This window comes from Sphingobium sp. LB126 (assembly GCF_002795205.1).
In the GTDB taxonomy this organism is placed as follows: Bacteria; Pseudomonadota; Alphaproteobacteria; order Sphingomonadales; family Sphingomonadaceae; genus Sphingobium; species Sphingobium chungbukense.
The window spans coordinates 851097-868166 of sequence record NZ_NETV01000001.1; the positions used below are offsets into that span (position 1 = coordinate 851097).

Consider the following 17070-nt stretch of genomic DNA (forward strand, 5'->3'; position numbering starts at 1 on the left):
GTGCAACGCAGCACCAAATTCCCTCAGGAGTCTCTATCGCGATGAGCGCGCGCATCTATCAGATCCAGAAGAACGCCCTGCAATCCGGCAAGGCGCTGACCCATAAATGGGTGCTGGAATATGTGCCCGCAGAAGCGAAGCGACCCGATCCGCTGACCGGCTGGGCGGGTTCGGGCGACATGAAGCAGCAGATCAAGCTGACTTTCTCGTCGGAGGAGACCGCGCGTGCCTATGCGGAGCGGGAGGGGATTGCGTACAGCGTGATCGCAACCGCGCCCAAGACGCTGAAGATTCAGGCCTACGCCGACAATTTCCGCTAACCGGCGGATTTCTAACGCCACCCCAGCGCCACATCCACGACCAGCGTCGCGAAGCTCGTTACCACGCCGGTCAGGAACAGCCGGTAGGCATAGCCCAGCCAGCGATATTTTCGCCGCTGGAGCACCTGCCCATTCTGATACATGTCGCGTAGCATGGCGCGGCAAAGCGCCTCGTCATCCGATACCAGCAGCATCATCCGATCGCTGAACTCCGTCTCGCTCAGGTTGGTAAAGACACCGAAGAACAGCAGATTGTCGTGCTCTCCCACGCCGCCGCGCGACGGGCCGACACGGGATGGACCGACACTGGGCAGAACCGCCAGGATCGCGCAGGTCGCGGCCAGGAACACCCCTACCGCCAGCACCGCCACCGGCCAGACCAGCGCCCCCGCCCGCAACTGCGCGACGCACAGGGTGAAGATCACCATCGACGCGCCGATCAACATATTCGCCTTCTGATCGGCCATCTGGCTGAGTTGCATATTGGTCTGCACCGCCGTGCGGAGCAGGTGGATCGCATTGGGCACCGGAGCGCTGATCGCCTCCATCATCTTTTCCCCTCCCCTTTTTCGCGACACTCATGCCCGATTGCCGCCTTATTCCCTTGCCAAAGAGCGACGCTTGAGGGCAAAAAGCCGCTCTTTCACGGAAAGCACCACGGATAATGACGGATCGCCAGCCAATTTTCGACAGCGTTTTGAGCCAGATCGACCCCTTCAACAAAAAGGGCGTGGAACTGACCGAGGCCACCACCTTCGCGGGCGATCTGGAGTGGGACAGCCTGACCGTGATGGATTTCGTCGCGGCGATCGAGGACGAATTCGACATCATCATCACCATGAACTTGCAGGCAGAGATCGAAACGATCGGCCAGCTCGTGGATGCCGTGGCGAAGCTGAAGGGCTGAACCGCCCGTGCCGATCTCCGGCGCTGGCGACAGCGCCAACCTATTTGCGTAGCGTCCGGCCTTGCCCGGATGAACGGCTATTGGGACCATATATGACCAGCAATAACCGCGACCTTTTCTCCAAATTCGATTCCCTGATCGCCGAGCGCGAAGCGCTGCTGGCGACTGGTGTGCGCGATCCCTTCGCGATCGTGATGGATGAGGTGAAGTCCCCGACCCAGGCGGTCATCAAGGGCAAGGACACGATCCTGCTCGGCACCTATAATTATATGGGCATGACCTTCGATCCGGAGGTGGTCGCAGCGGGCAAGAAGGCACTGGACGATTTCGGCGCGGGCACCACCGGCAGCCGTGTGCTGAATGGCACCTATCAGGGCCACAAGGAAGTCGAGGAAGCGCTCAAGGATTTCTACGGCACGTCAAGCGCCATGGTCTTCTCGACAGGCTATCAGGCCAATCTGGGCATGATCTCCACCTTGGCGGGCAAGGGCGACTATGTGGTTCTGGATGCAGACAGCCACGCCTCCATCTATGACGGCTGCTTCCTGGGCGACGCGGAGATCGTCCGCTTCCGCCACAACAGCGTGGAGGATCTGGACAAGCGTCTTGGCCGTCTGCCCGCCGACGCGCTGAAGCTGGTGGTGCTGGAGGGCGTCTATTCGATGCTGGGCGATGTCGCGCCCCTGCCTGCCATGGTCGCCGCCGTGCGCAAGCATCCCAATTGCATGATCCTGGTCGACGAAGCCCATGGCATGGGCTTTTTCGGTCCCAATGGCCGGGGCGTCTATGAAGAGCAGGGCGTCGAAAAGGAGGTCGATTTCATCGTCGGCACCTTCTCCAAATCGGTCGGCACGGTGGGCGGCTTCTGCGTGTCCAACCACCCGAAGTTCGAGGTCCTGCGCCTTGTCTGCCGTCCTTATGTCTTCACCGCCTCGCTGCCGCCCAGCGTCGTCGCCACCGCTGCGACTTCGATCCGCAAGCTGATGCATGCGGGGGAGAAGCGCGCCCATCTATGGAAGAACAGCCAGCGGCTGCACAAGGGGCTGACCGATCTCGGCTTCAAGCTGGGCACCGAAACGCCGCAGTCCGCGATCATTGCCGTCATCCTGACCGACCAGGCCCAGGCAGTGGCGATGTGGCAGGCGCTGTTGGAACTCGGCCTCTACGTCAACATGGCGCGTCCCCCCGCAACGCCAGCGGGCACCTTCCTGCTGCGCTGCTCGCTCTGCGCGGAACATAGCGATGAGCAGGTCGAACAGATCATCGCCATGTTCGAAGCGGCGGGGAAGGCGACAGGCGCGATCTGCTGATCGCGTCTTCAGCGCAGCAGCTCGGCCAGACGGTCGATTATCGCGACGGAAGCCCACGCGAAATCGGAACCTTTCACCTATGGCATTTCTCGCGTAAAGCTGTTCGTCTAGTGTAACTATCGATGGCGGACGGCTTTTTCATGGATGAGCAGGCGACCGGATGGCGAGCGGGGGCGCGCCGCTTTCTGCCGCTGGTGCTTGTGGTGTTGCTGATCGGGTCGCTGGGAACGTTGCTCTACAGCGCCAGCAATGCGTCGCGTGATCACCAGCAGGCCCTGGATGAGCAGCGTCGTAGCTATGAGATCATCGCCCTCGCCCGCGCATTCGAAGCGAAGACCGCGCGTGCCGAGGTGACGCTGGCCCGGTATGTCATCAGCCTCGACCCCGATACCGGGCGCCTGTTCCAGGACCAGTGGCGCACCGCCGCCAGCCAGCTCAAGGCGATGAGCTACGCCACGCGCGAGGCGGGTTGGCAGCGGCACAACGTCCAGGCTCTGCAGGTCGCCTTCGACCAGCGCGGCAAGACATTGAGCGAAATCGGGCTGCGCACCACCTACGACCAGAAGATGACGGCGCTGGCCAAATTCCACCAAGCGGGAAAATCGGAGGATCTGCGCCAGATCACCATGCTGCTCGACCGCGTGATCGAGGCGGAAAACGCCCGGTTGCAGGAACGCAGCCAAGCGGTTTCGCTGGCTGGCGACCGCACCGAATGGGTGGGCAAGACGTCGCAGCTGTTCGGGCTGGTGCTGCTGGTCTGCGTGCTGTTCGCCCTTTGGTTGGCCAATGCCGCCTATTCGGAACGGCGCAACGCCCGGCGGCAGGCGGACACGGAGGGCGAGCGCGCCGACAGGATGGAAGCAGCGGTGGCGGCGCGGACGGTGGAACTGTCGGACGCCTATGAACGGCTCAAGAAGGAAACCGCAGAGCGCGCTGCGGCCGAGGAAAATCTGCGCCAGATGCAGAAGATGGATGCTGTCGGCCAACTTACCGGGGGCATCGCGCATGACTTCAACAATATGCTGGCGGTCGTCGTCGGCGGGCTGGAACTGGCCAAGCGCAAGCTGCGCCTGAAACCGCAGGAGGCGAGCCGTCATCTCGACAATGCGATGGAGGGCGCCAATCGCGCCGCCGCGCTGACCCGCCGCCTGTTGGCCTTCGCCCGCTCCGAACCGCTGCTGCCCAGCGCGGTCGATCCCGATGGGCTGGTGTCGGGCATCAGCGAACTGATCGACCGATCGATCGGCGACCAGATCACCATGGCCTTCGACAATCAGGCGAAGGGATGGCGCATCTTCGTCGACCAGCATCAGATGGAAAATGCGATCCTTAACCTCTGCGTCAATGCCCGCGACGCGATGGAAGGGCGCGGCCAGCTGGTAATCCGGACCGGCCAGGCGCATCTCGCAGCGAACGAGATCGGTGAGTGCGCTGGGGGCGACTATGTAACGCTCACCGTCAGCGACAATGGCTGCGGCATGACACCGGACGTGCTGTCACGGGTGTTCGAGCCTTTCTTCACGACCAAGCCGGTCGGCAAGGGCACGGGCCTGGGCCTCAGCCAGATTTTCGGCTTCGTCCATCAGTGCGAGGGCGAGATCCGGATCGAGTCGGAGGTCGGCAAGGGCACCAGCGTCCACATCTACCTGCCCCGCCATATCAGCGCGGAGGGCGAGGAACCGGCCGGTGCCCATGCGCCGGAGCGGGAGCCCGTACTCCAACCGCCGACGCGCATATTGGTGGTGGAAGACGATCCCCGCGTGCTCAACCAGACCATAGCGGCGCTGGCGGAACTGGGACATCTGCCCGTCGCCTGCGACCATCCGTCAAAGGCGGCCAAGCTGCTGACGAGCCACAGGGACATTGGCCTCATCATGAGCGACGTGCTGATGCCCGACATGACCGGGCCGGAAATGATCCGCACGCTGCCCGCCGCCTATGCCCATGTGCCGGTGCTGTTCGTGACCGGATATGCGGGCGACACCACCGGAAGCGCTGATTTCGCGGGACATGAGGTGCTGCGCAAGCCCTATACGCTGATGGGCCTTTCCCATGCGCTGTCCCATGCACTCAGCGGATCGCACCACCCCGGAACAGCCGCGGCAGCAGAGTGAGCGCACCGAGCAGCGGCCAGCGCCGCTGCCAGGGCCTGATCTCGATCTGCGTGCCGGCGTGGCGGTTGATCTTCCACGCCAGATAATCGATGCCGCCCGCATAGGTGAAGCTCGCCTTGGCGAGACGAATGACCGACAACCACTTGCCGCGCCGTTGCAAACGGCGCCAGCGGCTGGCGGCTTCCTCCGGCATGGGTGATGGCGGCAGGCCCTGCGCCAGCGCCGCCTGTCCGAAACGGCGATAACGGTCCGGATCGGCCTCGACGATGGAGAGCGAACGCCCCTTCCTTTCCGCACGCAATTCGGCGCCGTAGGTCAGCGTGAAACCCGTCTTCCAGAGCGTCAGAGCATCCTGCGCATGCGCGAGGGGCCGGGCGAGCGACAGCAAGGTCGGCGCCGCGTTGGCAACGGCGCCGATCGCGCGCTGGCGCGCGAGGTCGTCCGCCGCCCAGAGCAGTCGCGCCGGCTGAGCGAAACGCGCCCAGACCGACACATTGTCGGCAGCAGGGCCGTTGAGCCGCGCAAAATCCGCCTCCGACAGAACCGCATATTTGCCGATCAGACCGTTATGCTCGAAGGGGAAGACATTGGGCGGGATCAGCCGGTTGGCGGCCGCCAGCCAGCGCTTGCCATAGGCGGCGCGATAGTCCGACACGATCAGGTAGAAATCCAGCATCAGGCCATCGAGATTCTTTTCCCGCAGACAGGAGCCGTAGAACAGCACCGCGCGCGAGGCGTCGGGATATTGGGCGGCCAGCGCCCCCGCCATCGCCGCGGCGCGCGGATCGGCCGGTGCGGAAAGTTCGGCGGTGACGAGGGAGATGAGGTTTTGCGGCATCTTCTCTGTTCGGGCACGCCGTACTCCCGCGAAGGCAGAAGTCCAGTTCCGGCATCCAATCCGTGCTCCTGCCTTCGCAGGAGCACGGCACGGTTTCAAGGCCGACGTCTGAATATCAACGACAGATTATGGGCAGGCATGCCGATGAGGTACTGGAAAGCCAGCCCTTCATCGTCGGCGGCTGCGATCACATCCTCCACCCGGCGCAAGCCCCATTGCGGATCGCGCGCTCTGAGCGATGCATCGAAGGTCAGATTGCTGGGCGCCGTTTCCACGCCGTCCCGGACATAAGGTCCGTAGAGGTAGAGCAAACCGCCCGGCGGCAGCACTCTGCCCGCCCCCCTCAACAAGCCGAGCGTCGCTGTCCAGGGGCTGATGTGGACCATGTTGATGCACAGGATCGCGTCGGCCCTGTCCATCGGCCAATCGGCCTCCGCATGGAGCCTGATCGGCGACCGGACATTGGCTAGGCCGGCTTCGGCACGCCATGCCTCGATGGAGGCCAGTGCCGCCGGATCGGGATCGCTCGGCTGCCAGTCGAGCGCATGCAACGCGGCAGCGAAATGGATCGCATGTTCGCCGCTGCCGCTCGCTACCTCCAGCACGAGTCCGGAGGGCGGCAGCACCTCCCGCAACACGGCAAGAATGGCATCACGATTGCGCAGCGTCGCGGGAGCGAAACGCTTATTCCCGCCAACGGGGCCGGAACCGGGTTCCCACGGTTCCGGCCGGTCCGTCATTCGGCGGCCTGCGCCAGCGCCGGTTCGGTCCAGGTCAGGACCGGCTTGCGCGCGGCAAGCGTCTCGTCCAGGCGGCGGCGTGGGGCGAAATAGGGAGCGCCCTTGAGCGCTTCATCCCCCGCCTTGGCACGTTCGGCGAGGTTCCGCAGCGCCATGATGAACTGGTCGAGCGCGGCCTTGCTTTCCGTTTCGGTCGGTTCGACCAGCATCGCTCCATGGACGACCAGCGGGAAATACATGGTCATCGGGTGGAAGCCTTCGTCGATCAGCCCCTTGGCGATGTCGAGCGTGGTGAAGCCCTCGGCGAGCCCCTTGTCGCTGAACAGCGCCTCATGCATGCACGGACCGCTGCCGCCGAACGGCGCGTCGAGCACATCGTCCAGGCTGCGCAGGATGTAATTGGCGTTCAGCACCGCGTCGCTCGCGACCTGACGCAGACCGTCCGCACCGTGGCTGAGGATATAGGTCAGCGCGCGGGTGAACATTCCCATCTGACCGTGGAAGGCGACCATGCGACCGAAGGTCTGGCCGTGATGCTCCTCCGCCGTTTCCTCCTCGACCAGCACGAAGGCGTCGCCCCGGCGTTCGACGAAGGGCAGAGGCGCGAAGGGAGCGAGCGCTTCGGACAGCACCACCGGCCCCGAACCGGGACCACCGCCGCCATGGGGCGTCGAGAAGGTCTTGTGCAGGTTGATGTGCATCGCGTCGACGCCCAGGTCGCCGGGACGGACCCGCCCGACGATGGCGTTGAAGTTCGCACCGTCGCAATAGACGAAGGCCCCGGCGGCATGCACCGCGTCGGAGATCGTCTTCATGTCGCGCTCGAACAGGCCGCAGGTGTTGGGGTTGGTGATCATCACCGCCGCCACATCAGCGCCAAGGCGGGCCTTGAGCGCTTCGAGGTCAACCCGGCCATCCGGGGTCGCCGGAATATCCTCCACCTTGTAACCACAGAAGGCGGCGGTGGCCGGGTTGGTGCCATGGGCGCTTTCCGGGACGAGGATGACACTACGGGCGTCGCCGCGCGCTTCCAGCGCGGCGCGGATCGCCAGCAGGCCGCAAAGCTCGCCATGCGCGCCCGCCTTGGGGCTCATCGCGACCGAATGCATGCCGGTCAGCGTCACCAGCCAGGCGGCCAGTTCATGGATCACCGCCAGCGCGCCCTGCACCGTCGATTGCGGCGCAAGCGGGTGAAGGTCCGCGAAGCCGGGCATCCGCGCCACCTTCTCGTTCAGGCGCGGATTATGCTTCATCGTGCAGGAGCCGAGCGGAAACAGCCCCAGGTCGATGGCGTAATTCTGGCGGCTGAGGCGGGTATAATGGCGCACCGTCTCCTGCTCCGACAGGCCGGGCAGGCCGATGGCATCGGTGCGGACAAGGTTGCCAAGGCGGCTGGCGACCTTCGGCGCTTCCGCGAAATCGACGCCGGTGGTGGCGGTCGAGCCGATCTCGAAGATCAGGGCTTCCTCCAGCATCAGCGCGCGGTTGCCCGTGGCGGTGGCCGTGCCGGCTTCAGCTACAGCTTGCGGCGCGGTGGGGCGGCCTTCCTTCAGCATGGTCATGCCAGTTCCTCCTCAAGCGCCTTGGCAAAGGCCTCGATGTCCTCGCTCGTCACGGTTTCGGTGACGGCGACGACCAGACCGTTGCCGATCTCCGGCGCGTCCGGGAACAGGCGGCCCAGCGATACGCCGCCCAATACACCCTTGTCGGCAAGGTTGCGCACAACGTCGCGGGCGTCCTTCGACAGCACCAGCGTGAATTCGTTGAAGAAGCTGTCGTTGAGCAACTTCACGCCCGGAACCTGCGCCAGACGGTCGGCGGCCTGACAGGCAAGCGCATGGTTGAGACCCGCCAGTTCACGCAGCCCCTTCTCACCCAGCAGCGTCATGTGGATGCTGAATGCCAGCGCGCAGAGACCGGAATTGGTGCATATGTTCGACGTGGCCTTTTCGCGCCGGATATGCTGCTCGCGGGTCGAGAGCGTCAGGACGAAGCCCCGCTTGCCCGCGGCGTCCACCGTTTCACCACAAAGCCGCCCAGGCATCTGGCGGACATATTTCTGTTTGCAGCCGAAGAGGCCGAGATAAGGGCCACCGAACTGGAGGCCGACGCCGATCGACTGGCCTTCGCCGACAACGATGTCCGCGCCCATATGGCCCGGCGCCTTGATCGCGCCCAAGGCGACAGGCTCCGTCACCACGGCGACCAGCAGCGCGCCTGCCGCATGGGCGGCCTCGGCCAGCGGCGTCAGGTCGTCGATGCGGCCGAGAATGTCGGGATATTGGACGACGACACAGCTCGTATCCTGGTCGATCCACGCGATCAGCGCGTCGATATCGGTCGCCGCGTCCAGCGTCGGCGCCTGATGCACCAGTGCGTCGCCGGTGAATTTCGCCATGGTGTTGGCGACCGAGACATAATGGGGATGCAGGCCCGCTGACAGGATCGCCTTGCCCCGCCTGGTGATGCGGCGGGCCATGCCGATCGCTTCCCAGCAGGCGGTCGAACCGTCATACATGGACGCGTTGGCCACGTCGCAGCCCAGCAGCCGCGCGACCTGGGTCTGGAATTCGAACAGCACCTGCAACGTGCCCTGCGCGATTTCCGGCTGATAAGGCGTATAGGCGGTCAAAAACTCGCCGCGCTGGATCAGGTGATCGACGCTGGCGGGCACATGATGCCGATAGGCGCCTGCGCCGAGGAAGAAGGGCGCCTCCCCCGCCGACAGATTTTTCCGCGCCAGCGCCGCCATATGGCGCTCGACCGCCAGCTCGCTGGCATGATCGGGCAGGCCAGCAATTTTGTCGGAAAGCCGGGCCTCAGCGGGAACATCCACGAACAGGTCGTCGATGGAGGTCGCGCCGATGACGGACAGCATCTCCTGCCGGTCGGTGTCGGTAAGGGGTAGGTAGCGCATGATATTTTCCTGCGGCGCCATCCCCGGACGACCGGAGATGGCGGTGATCAAATCAAAGCGAAGCCACGAACTTCTTGTAGGCGGCTTCGTTCATCAGGCCTTCCAGTTCGCTCGCATCGGCGATGCGCAGCTTGAAGAACCAGCCATCTTCCTCGGCGTCGCTGTTCACCAGCGCGGGTTCGTCCTCCAGCGCGCTGTTGGTTTCGACGACTTCGCCCGAGATCGGCGCGTAGACGTCCGAAGCGGCCTTGACCGACTCGACGACGGCGGCGTCGTCGCCCTTTTCGAAGCTGGTGCCCTCGGCGGGCAGTTCGACGAACACGATGTCGCCCAACTGCTCCTGCGCATAGTCGGTGATGCCGACGGTGGCGATTTCGCCCTCGACATCGATCCATTCATGTTCGTCGGTGAAATAACGGCTCATGGTTGTTCTCCCCTCGGAGTGATTTGCTTGAAAATCACGACCAACAAAAAACAAAAGAAAAATTACGCCTTGCGGCGGTAACGGTGCGGCACGAACGGCATCGGCGCAACGGTGGCAGCGATGCGTTTGCCGCGTACCTCGATCTCCAGCGCCTCATCCAGCCCGGCATGCGGCAGGCTGACCCAGCCCATGGCGATCGGCGCGCCCACGGTCGGCGCGAAACCGCCCGAAGTGACCTCGCCCACCAGCACATCGCCGGCATAGATGGCCGCGCCTTCGCGGGCCGGCAAACGCCCTTCGATCTTCAGGCCCACGCGCCTGGAACCCGGCCCGTCTGCCAGTTCCTTCATCACGCGGGCATGGCCGATGAAACCGCCTTCCTCGCGGCGGCGCTTCTGGATCGCGAAGCCAAGGTCGGCGCCGATGGTGCTGACGGCGGGCGTCAGATCATGGCCGTAAAGCGGCAGGCCTGCCTCCAGACGCAACGAGTCCCGCGCGCCAAGGCCGATGGGCTTCACCTGCGGCAATGCGCAGAGCGCGTCCGCCAGCAACACCACATCTCCAGCCGGAACGCTGATTTCAAAGCCGTCCTCGCCGGTATAGCCTGAACGGCTGATCCACAACGGCACGCCGCGCCAGACGAACGGGCCGGACTGCATGAAGACAAGGGCGGCGGTTTCGGGAATAAGCGTCGCCAAAGCCTCGCCCGCCTCAGGCCCCTGGAGCGCAAGCAATGCTTGCTCGTCCATATGATTCATCACGACTTCGTCGGGCAGATGCTCGATCATCCAGCCGATATCGTCATATTTCGTCGCGCCGTTGACGACCATGTAGATGTCCGCGCCGTCAAAGGCATCGCCGCCAATACGCGAGACCATCAGGTCGTCGAGAATGCCGCCCTCTTCGTCCAGCAGCATCGAATAGCGCTGGCGGAAAGGCTTCAGCCCCTTGATATCGCTCGGCAGCAGATGCTCCAGCGCCTCGTCCACGCCTTCGCCGGAGAAGGTGAGCTGCCCCATATGGCTGACGTCGAACAGCCCGGCATGTTCACGGGTCCAGCCATGCTCGGCCATGATGCCTTCATATTGAATCGGCATATGATAGCCCGCAAAGCCGACCATCCGCGCGCCTTTCGCCCGATGCCAGGCGTCGAGCGGCAGGTCCTGCAACGGCAATTCTTCTTCGATATGGGCGATGTCGTCATTGCCTGACATGGGGTGGCCTTTCCGTGCGGGTTACTGGCGACACACGCCTGAGTCCGGAATCGGACTCGCCGCGTCTGCCACCCCCTCTGTCACGGAACCTGAGAGCTTTGACCACCGGCCAATCGACCGGATGGCTTACCCCTTCGGTGGGACGGCGATCAAACCGTCCGCTTTCCAGAGTGCCTGCCCATGATGCGGTCCTTTGGCCTGAGAGATTCCGGGGCGGTTGCTCCTTCGGCGACGGGGTGGCCTGAAAGGCTTCCCATGCTCTCCCGCATCAAGTCCGGAGTCGAATCCTCGACGCCGGAGACCTTCTCGCATTGCGTCAAACGCGCTCGCGCGTCAATCGGGCAATCTTCGGGCCGGCGCCGTTTCAGGCCATCTCCAGCCTGCCGAAGATTTCGGCATGACATTTCTCAGCATAGCGGTCCGTCATCCCGGCGATGAAGTCGCCGATATGGCGGCTGCGCTGCGGTTCGGACGACAGGCAATCGGCGCGCCATTCCACCGGCATCAGCATCGGGTCGGCCTGATAGGCGCGGAAAAGGTCGGTTACGATCACCCGCGCCCGGTCGGCCGCGGCGAGTTGCGAGGGATGATGGTAGAGCGTTGCATACATGAAACGCTTGAGTTCGCGCTCCTGCGCCGCAAGTTCGGGCGAGAAGGCGACGAGGGTGCGCCCGGCCCGGCGAACATCCTCCACCGTCTCCACGCCGGAATCAGCGATGTTGGCGCGCGTAGCGGCGATCAGGTCGTTCGCCATGGCGCCGATCTGCTCGCGCACCAGTTCACGCAGCAGCCGGTCCTCGGCTATGTCGGGATAGCGGGCACGCACACGCTCCCAGCAGGTCTTGACCAGCGGCACGGACAGAAGCTGGTCCAGGGTCAACAGCCCTGCCCGCAACCCGTCATCGATATCGTGATTGTCATAGGCGATGTCATCGGCGATCGCGGCCAGTTGCGCCTCCAGGGAAGCATGGCTGGACAGGTCGAGCGGGAACAGCGCGTCCACCTCCCCCATCGCCCAGCCGGGCCTGGTGACGGGGCCATTATGCTTGGCCAGCCCCTCCAGCATCTCCCAACTCAAATTCAGGCCCCGGAACAGCGGATAGGGACTTTCCAGCAGCATCAGCGTACGCAGCGTATGCGCGTTGTGATCGAAGCCGCCATGGGAGTCCAGCGCCGCTTCCAGCGCATCCTCCCCCGCATGGCCGAAGGGGGGATGGCCGATATCATGGGCCAGGCAGAGCGCTTCGGTGAGGTCTTCGTTCAGCCCCAGCGTCCGCGCGGTCGTTCGGCCGATCTGCGCCACCTCCAGGCTGTGGGTCAGGCGGACGCGGAAATGATCGCCGTCGGGCGACACGAACACCTGCGTCTTGTGCCGCAGGCGGCGGAAAGCGATGGAATGGATGATGCGGTCCCGATCACGCTGGAACAGGTCGCGCGGTCCCCGCATCTCGCCGCCCGGCTCGGCGTGGAGGCGGCCCCGGCTCCGGTCGGGATGCGAGGCATAGGAAGCAAGCAGCGTCATGGAAGTCGCCCTACTTGGCCGGAAGCCGTTCGACCACCTCTCCGGCATCGCTTTTCCAGGCGAACACATCCGCACCCGCCGCTTTCAGCTTGTCCTCCAGCGCCTTGGCCCGGGTGAAGCTGGCGAACGGCCCAACCAGCAGACGGTTGGTCCGGCCCCAGCCCGCGACCCAGGCGTCCTGGGGTTCGAGCGAATCATATTTCTTGCGCAGCCCCTTCATGGTGAAGGCCAACGCGCCCTTGTTCGCCCCCGTACCGACCTGAAGCCAGTTGCGCGAGGGATTGGCGGCCAGGCGCGCCTTTTCCTCGGCGGCCTTCTTCTTTTCCTCGGCCAGTTGCTTCGCCTTGGCATCAGCTTCAGCCTTGGCCTTGGCGGCGGCCGCCTTCTTTGCCTTGTCCGCTGCCGCCGCGGCCGCAACTTCGCGCTCGGCCCGGCGCGCGGCCTGCATCTGCGCGATTTCGGTCAGGTCGACCGCGACAACGCTCGACTGGCGCTCTGATTCCGGCACGTCGATGGCATGGATGATATCGGCCAGCGATCGGGTGACGGCCGGGTCGATCTGTGGCTCCGGGGCGGCAGCGGCAGGCGCGGCTTCGACGACGGCAGACGGTGTGGCAACGGGCGTCTGGGCCGATGGCACGCCCTGCGGTTGCGGCGCTGGCGTGCGCGGCGCTGATGCCTGCGCCAGCGTGATCGCATTGAGCTGGCTGCCCGATGGGGTGGCGGTTGCGGGGGGTTGAACGGATTCGAAACCGGGCGCGGGCGGCCCCTGCACATTCTGCGCGGTACTTCCAGCCTGCTGGACCGGCCGGGGAGCGATCTGAACCGGCGCGGGAGATTGCGCCGGAACCGGACGAGCGACCACATTCGCCTGGGCAAGGGTGGTGCCATCCGTACCGTTGCGGCGCGAACGACGATCCTGCTTCGCCGGCTTGACCGGCTGCGGCGTCTCGGCAAGCGGTGGCCTGACGCTCGGCGCCACCGATGCGAAAGCGGGCGGCGTCGGCGTAATCGCGGCGATGCTGGTGCCGACATTGGCCGGAAAATGCCCGAAATGCACCGCCGCCGCTTTCTGGGCGGCGGTCAGATAGGGCATTTTCTGCATATAGGGCAGAATTGCGGTGGCGAGCTGCGACGGCATGGTCTGCTCGGCGATCTTCTTCGCATCGGCCTGGCGGTTGTTCATCGCTAGGATGAAGGCACGATAACGCCAGGCAGCCCGATCACTCTTGTAGAGGAGCGGCTTCAGCACCCGTTCCGCGGCGTCCACCTGCCCCGATATGCCCAGCGAGGCGGCATAGCGATGGGTGAGTTCCACATCATCGGGCGTCCGCTGGAGCGCCGCGTGATAATCCCGCTGCGCGCCAGCCTGGTCGCCGGTCATGTCCCTGGCGAGGCCGCGATCCGACAGCAGCGTCGCCTCGGGATAGCCCAGCCGCGTCGCCTGATCGAAAAGGCGCAGCGCCTCGGCCGGATTCTGGTTCTTCAGCATGACCCGGCCAAGGCCCGCCTTCACCTTCCCATTGCTGGGCGCGAGCATGTCGGCACGGGCGAAAAACCCTGCGGCCGCCCGCGCATCGTCCATGTCGAGCGCCGCTTCCCCCGCACCGATCAACGCCGTCACGTCACGTGGATTGGATGCCAGGCGCGCCAGATTATTGTTGAGATTTTCAGCGCTGGAGGGGCGGATCGCCTGCACCTGGGCGGGCTGTGCCAGAATGGGTTGCGCTGGCATGGTGCCCGCTAAAAGCAGCCCGCCGAGAATCCATATGTCATAACGTCTCACAGGGAGCCCTTTAGCGGAAGGAGGCGGGACAAGGGAATATGTCTAAAGAAAAAGCGCGCCCGGTTGCCCATGGCAACCGATGGCGCGCTTGTTCTGACGGGGCCGGGAAAAACCCGCGCCCGATTACTGGTTGCTCTGACGATTCAGGAAACGCGGGATGTCCGGAGCCGAAGCACCATCGTCACTGGCGGCAGCGCCCTTGTCCGCACCGCGGGTCAGACCTGCCATGCGCTCGAACAGCGTGCCCCCCGTGGCAACGCGCGGCGCGCCCTGCGGCGCAGGCGCTGGGGCAGGCTTGGCTTCGGCTTCCTCTGCACCCAACAGCAGTTCGTCCTGCGACGGGTCCTCGTCCGAGAAGACGGCGGCCGGACGCGGCGGCGCCAGCGGCGCGGACTTGGGCTGTTCCGCGGTCGGTGGAGTCAGCGGCGCAGGCGCAGGCGCGGCCGGCACGTCCAGTTCCAGCGTTTCGGGCTCCGGCTCCGGCGCAGCGACCGGGGCAGGCGCGGGCGCGGCAACGGGTGCGGGCTTGGGCGCGGCCGCACTGGGCACGGCAACCGCCGGACGGCTGGTGAAGCTGAACGGCTGGGTCAGCGGCGCCGCGGCACCCGACGCATCGCTGTCGATGCCGGTGGCGACCACCGACACGCGGATCTTGCCGTTGAGACCGTCGTTGAAGGCCGAACCCCAGATGATGTTCGCATCCGGATCGACCAGTTCGCGGATATGGTTGGCGGCCTCGTCCACTTCCATCAGGCGCATGTCGTCGCCGCCGACGATGGAGACGATCACGCCCTTCGCGCCGCGCATCGACACGCCGTCGAGCAGCGGATTGGCGATCGCCTTTTCCGCGGCTTGCAATGCGCGGCCGTCGCCTTCCGCTTCGCCGGTGCCCATCATCGCCTTGCCCATCTCGCCCATGACGGAGCGGACGTCGGCGAAGTCGAGATTGATGAGACCCGGCATGACCATCAGGTCGGTGATGCCGCGAACGCCCTGCTGCAACACCTCGTCCGCCATCTGGAAGGCTTCCTTGAAGGTGGTGTTGGGGTTGGCGATCAGGAAGAGATTCTGGTTCGGGATGACGATGAGGGTATCGACATGCTTCTGCAGTTCCTCGATGCCGCTCTCCGCCGACTTCATGCGGCGATTGCCCTCGAAGGTGAAGGGTTTGGTCACGACACCGACCGTCAATATGCCCCGATCGCGCGCCGCCTTGGCGATGACGGGCGCCGCGCCGGTGCCGGTGCCGCCGCCCATGCCCGCCGCGATGAAGCACATATGCGCGCCGTCCAGCGCCTGCTCGACGGACGCGATGGTCTCCTCAGCGGCGGCCTTGCCGATTTCGGGACGCGAACCGGCGCCCAAACCCTCGGTGATCTGCGGGCCAAGCTGGATGCGCCGTTCCGCGGGCGAGGCGTTCAGTGCCTGCGCATCGGTATTGGCGACGATGAAATCCACGCCCTCGACCGAGGCGGCGATCATGTTCGCGATGGCGTTGCCGCCCGCGCCGCCGACGCCGATCACCGCGATGCGTGGCTTCAATTCGTCCACATGCGGTGGGCTGATTTCAATGCTCATAAATTCTAGCTCCCTCCAGCTTCGATGTCGTGAGCGAAACTGTCATCGAAGGTTAATGCAACAGATGATGGCGTATTTCACCAGGTAATTTCGTCTATCGACGTTTATTTCAATAGTTCGTCTTCATCGCCTTCACCATTCTCTGCCACCATGCAGGCGCGCCGATACGATGAACCGTCTGAGGAGCGGGTGCTATCGTTCTAAGATCAACCGGGTTCGAAGCGCCGTAAAGCGCAAGACCGGCGAGTGTCGCAAAGGCCGGACCACTGTGCGCCTCGGGCAGTGCGGCAAGGCCACGCGGCCGACCGATGCGCACGGCACGCCCCAGGGCCCCCTGCGCATAATCCGCAATGCCCTTCATTTCCGCGCCGCCGCCGGTCAGCACGACCTGCCGTCCGGTCGGCGTGTTGAAGCCCATGCCCGCCAGCGCCGCATTGACCTCGACCATGATCTGGTTCAGCCGTTCGCAGATCACCGCCACCAGCGCGGCACGGGTGATCTTGCCGCCATCGGCATTGGGCCCTGCGCTTTGCCCGGGAATGGCGACATCGCCATGGGGCGCGGCGATTTCGATCATGTCGCGGAAATCGCGGCGGTTCTGCATCGCGGAACCGTAAAAGCATTTGATCCGCTCCGCCTGGCTGCGGCGAATGCCGAAGGCGGAGGCGATGTCGTCGGTAATGTCCGAGGCGCCGATGGGAATGCTGTGCAGGCCCACCAGCATTCCGCCGGCATAAAGCGAGACATTGGTGACGCCCGCGCCCAGTTCGACGAGCGCGACGCCCAGGTCCCGCTCCTCTTCCGACAGGCAGGCGAGCCCGGTTGCGATCGGCGAGGCGACGATCGAATTGACGTTGAGATAGGCGCCCCGCACGCACAGGTCGAGATTGGCCAGCGGAGCCCCGTCGGCCAGCACCACATGGATGTCGACGCCCAGCAGGTCGGCATGCATCCCCAGCGGCTTTTTCACCGGCACCCGGCCGTTGATGGTGAAACAGGTCGGCTGGGCATGCAGCACCACCCGGCCGTCGGGATCGATCCCCTGCTGCCCCGTGGTGAGCAGATCGTCGATATCCGCCTGTTCGACGCGATAGCCGCCCATGTCGCGCTCGACCGTGACGACGTCACTGACCAGGCTGCCGCCCGAAAAGCTGACCCAGACATCCTCTATATTGGTGCCGGCGACCCTTTCGGCCTGCTCGACCGTTTCCCGCACCGCGAGTTCGGTGCGCTCCATGTCGGCGATGAAACCGCGCCGCACGCCCCTGCTCTCGCGCTGGCCGGTGCCCAGGATCGCCAACTCGCCATTTTCGGTGCGCCCCGCGATCAGCGCCGACACCTTCCACGATCCGATATCGATCGCGGTGACGAGCTTGTCGACCTTGGGCTGGGCCATGAAG

15 protein-coding genes and 1 riboswitch are annotated in these 17070 nt (G+C 64.8%); of the genes, 4 read left to right on the forward strand and 11 right to left on the reverse strand.

The genetic code is table 11. From position 1 onward, the window contains the following. The first annotated feature begins 41 nt into the window (after window positions 1–41). Window positions 42–320 carry an ETC complex I subunit gene (locus tag CAF53_RS04080; RefSeq protein ID WP_100237404.1) on the forward strand — a complete coding sequence of 93 codons (279 nt, stop codon included), beginning with the start codon at window positions 42–44 and terminating at the stop codon, window positions 318–320. Between the two features lie 11 nt (window positions 321–331). Here the strand turns inward: CAF53_RS04080 and CAF53_RS04085 are convergent, their stop codons facing one another. Next, a complete protein-coding gene (locus tag CAF53_RS04085; protein ID WP_100237405.1) occupies window positions 332–871 on the reverse strand; it encodes a Pycsar system effector family protein in 540 nt (179 codons plus the stop codon). Between the two features lie 113 nt (window positions 872–984). On the opposite strand from CAF53_RS04085, the gene CAF53_RS04090 reads away from it, so the two are divergent. The 3 genes from CAF53_RS04090 to CAF53_RS04100 all read left to right on the forward strand — a co-directional run bounded on the left by CAF53_RS04090 (window position 985) and on the right by CAF53_RS04100 (window position 4651). Beyond that, window positions 985–1227 carry an acyl carrier protein gene (locus CAF53_RS04090; RefSeq protein ID WP_100237406.1) on the forward strand — a complete coding sequence of 81 codons (243 nt, stop codon included), beginning with the start codon at window positions 985–987 and terminating at the stop codon, window positions 1225–1227. A gap of 92 nt (window positions 1228–1319) precedes the next feature. Beyond that, a complete protein-coding gene (locus CAF53_RS04095) occupies window positions 1320–2537 on the forward strand; it encodes an aminotransferase class I/II-fold pyridoxal phosphate-dependent enzyme (protein WP_100237407.1) in 1218 nt (405 codons plus the stop codon). Between the two features lie 122 nt (window positions 2538–2659). Continuing rightward, window positions 2660–4651, forward strand: a complete 1992-nt coding sequence (locus CAF53_RS04100; protein ID WP_197707361.1) for an ATP-binding protein — start codon at window positions 2660–2662, stop codon at window positions 4649–4651. Here the strand turns inward: CAF53_RS04100 and CAF53_RS04105 are convergent. The 10 genes from CAF53_RS04105 to ftsA form a co-directional block, all read right to left on the reverse strand. After that, window positions 4608–5489 carry a hypothetical protein gene (locus CAF53_RS04105; RefSeq protein ID WP_100237408.1) on the reverse strand — a complete coding sequence of 294 codons (882 nt, stop codon included), beginning with the start codon at window positions 5487–5489 and terminating at the stop codon, window positions 4608–4610. The two genes, CAF53_RS04100 and CAF53_RS04105, sit on opposite strands and share 44 nt — an antisense overlap. Before the next feature lie 95 nt (window positions 5490–5584). After that, entirely contained in the window at window positions 5585–6229 is a 645-nt protein-coding gene (locus tag CAF53_RS04110; RefSeq protein ID WP_100237409.1) for a DUF938 domain-containing protein, read from the reverse strand. Next, a complete protein-coding gene (gene gcvPB, locus CAF53_RS04115; RefSeq protein WP_100237410.1) occupies window positions 6226–7791 on the reverse strand; it encodes an aminomethyl-transferring glycine dehydrogenase subunit GcvPB in 1566 nt (521 codons plus the stop codon). Before gcvPB ends, CAF53_RS04110 begins: the two co-directional genes overlap by 4 nt. Next, window positions 7788–9146 (reverse strand): aminomethyl-transferring glycine dehydrogenase subunit GcvPA, encoded by a 1359-nt coding sequence (gene gcvPA / locus CAF53_RS04120; protein WP_100238686.1) that lies wholly within the window; start codon window positions 9144–9146, stop codon window positions 7788–7790. The genes gcvPB and gcvPA overlap by 4 nt, the downstream gene beginning before the upstream one ends. A gap of 52 nt (window positions 9147–9198) precedes the next feature. Next, window positions 9199–9570, reverse strand: a complete 372-nt coding sequence (gene gcvH, locus CAF53_RS04125) for a glycine cleavage system protein GcvH (RefSeq protein ID WP_046764719.1) — start codon at window positions 9568–9570, stop codon at window positions 9199–9201. A 62-nt stretch (window positions 9571–9632) separates the two neighbouring features. Further along, the gene (gene gcvT, locus CAF53_RS04130) at window positions 9633–10784 is read right to left on the reverse strand and encodes a glycine cleavage system aminomethyltransferase GcvT (protein ID WP_046764720.1); all 1152 of its coding nucleotides are present in this window, start codon (window positions 10782–10784) and stop codon (window positions 9633–9635) included. Between the two features lie 176 nt (window positions 10785–10960). After that, a riboswitch (glycine riboswitch) is annotated at window positions 10961–11060 on the reverse strand. Between the two features lie 88 nt (window positions 11061–11148). Beyond that, window positions 11149–12306, reverse strand: a complete 1158-nt coding sequence (locus CAF53_RS04135; RefSeq protein WP_100237411.1) for a deoxyguanosinetriphosphate triphosphohydrolase — start codon at window positions 12304–12306, stop codon at window positions 11149–11151. 10 nt (window positions 12307–12316) lie between these two features. Then, a complete protein-coding gene (locus tag CAF53_RS04140) occupies window positions 12317–14041 on the reverse strand; it encodes an SPOR domain-containing protein (RefSeq protein WP_197707362.1) in 1725 nt (574 codons plus the stop codon). 174 nt (window positions 14042–14215) lie between these two features. Next, on the reverse strand, window positions 14216–15670 hold the full coding sequence (ftsZ, locus tag CAF53_RS04145) for a cell division protein FtsZ (RefSeq protein WP_046764723.1): 1455 nt from the start codon (window positions 15668–15670) through the stop codon (window positions 14216–14218). A gap of 109 nt (window positions 15671–15779) precedes the next feature. Continuing rightward, window positions 15780–17066 (reverse strand): cell division protein FtsA, encoded by a 1287-nt coding sequence (gene ftsA, locus CAF53_RS04150; RefSeq protein WP_100237413.1) that lies wholly within the window; start codon window positions 17064–17066, stop codon window positions 15780–15782. Window positions 17067–17070: the final 4 nt, after the last annotated feature.

Bases quoted from the DNA above. Each gene is read 5' to 3' on its own strand.
- CAF53_RS04080 (WP_100237404.1), top strand. From the start codon at position 42: ATGAGCGCGCGCATCTATCAGATCCAGAAGAACGCCCTGCAATCCGGC.
- CAF53_RS04085 (WP_100237405.1), bottom strand. From the start codon at position 871: ATGATGGAGGCGATCAGCGCTCCGGTGCCCAATGCGATCCACCTGCTC.
- CAF53_RS04090 (WP_100237406.1), top strand. From the start codon at position 985: ATGACGGATCGCCAGCCAATTTTCGACAGCGTTTTGAGCCAGATCGAC.
- CAF53_RS04095 (WP_100237407.1), top strand. From the start codon at position 1,320: ATGACCAGCAATAACCGCGACCTTTTCTCCAAATTCGATTCCCTGATC.
- CAF53_RS04100 (WP_197707361.1), top strand. From the start codon at position 2,660: ATGGCGGACGGCTTTTTCATGGATGAGCAGGCGACCGGATGGCGAGCG.
- CAF53_RS04105 (WP_100237408.1), bottom strand. From the start codon at position 5,489: ATGCCGCAAAACCTCATCTCCCTCGTCACCGCCGAACTTTCCGCACCG.
- CAF53_RS04110 (WP_100237409.1), bottom strand. From the start codon at position 6,229: ATGACGGACCGGCCGGAACCGTGGGAACCCGGTTCCGGCCCCGTTGGC.
- gcvPB (WP_100237410.1), bottom strand. From the start codon at position 7,791: ATGACCATGCTGAAGGAAGGCCGCCCCACCGCGCCGCAAGCTGTAGCT.
- gcvPA (WP_100238686.1), bottom strand. From the start codon at position 9,146: ATGCGCTACCTACCCCTTACCGACACCGACCGGCAGGAGATGCTGTCC.
- gcvH (WP_046764719.1), bottom strand. From the start codon at position 9,570: ATGAGCCGTTATTTCACCGACGAACATGAATGGATCGATGTCGAGGGC.
- gcvT (WP_046764720.1), bottom strand. From the start codon at position 10,784: ATGTCAGGCAATGACGACATCGCCCATATCGAAGAAGAATTGCCGTTG.
- CAF53_RS04135 (WP_100237411.1), bottom strand. From the start codon at position 12,306: ATGACGCTGCTTGCTTCCTATGCCTCGCATCCCGACCGGAGCCGGGGC.
- CAF53_RS04140 (WP_197707362.1), bottom strand. From the start codon at position 14,041: ATGCCAGCGCAACCCATTCTGGCACAGCCCGCCCAGGTGCAGGCGATC.
- ftsZ (WP_046764723.1), bottom strand. From the start codon at position 15,670: ATGAGCATTGAAATCAGCCCACCGCATGTGGACGAATTGAAGCCACGC.
- ftsA (WP_100237413.1), bottom strand. From the start codon at position 17,066: ATGGCCCAGCCCAAGGTCGACAAGCTCGTCACCGCGATCGATATCGGA.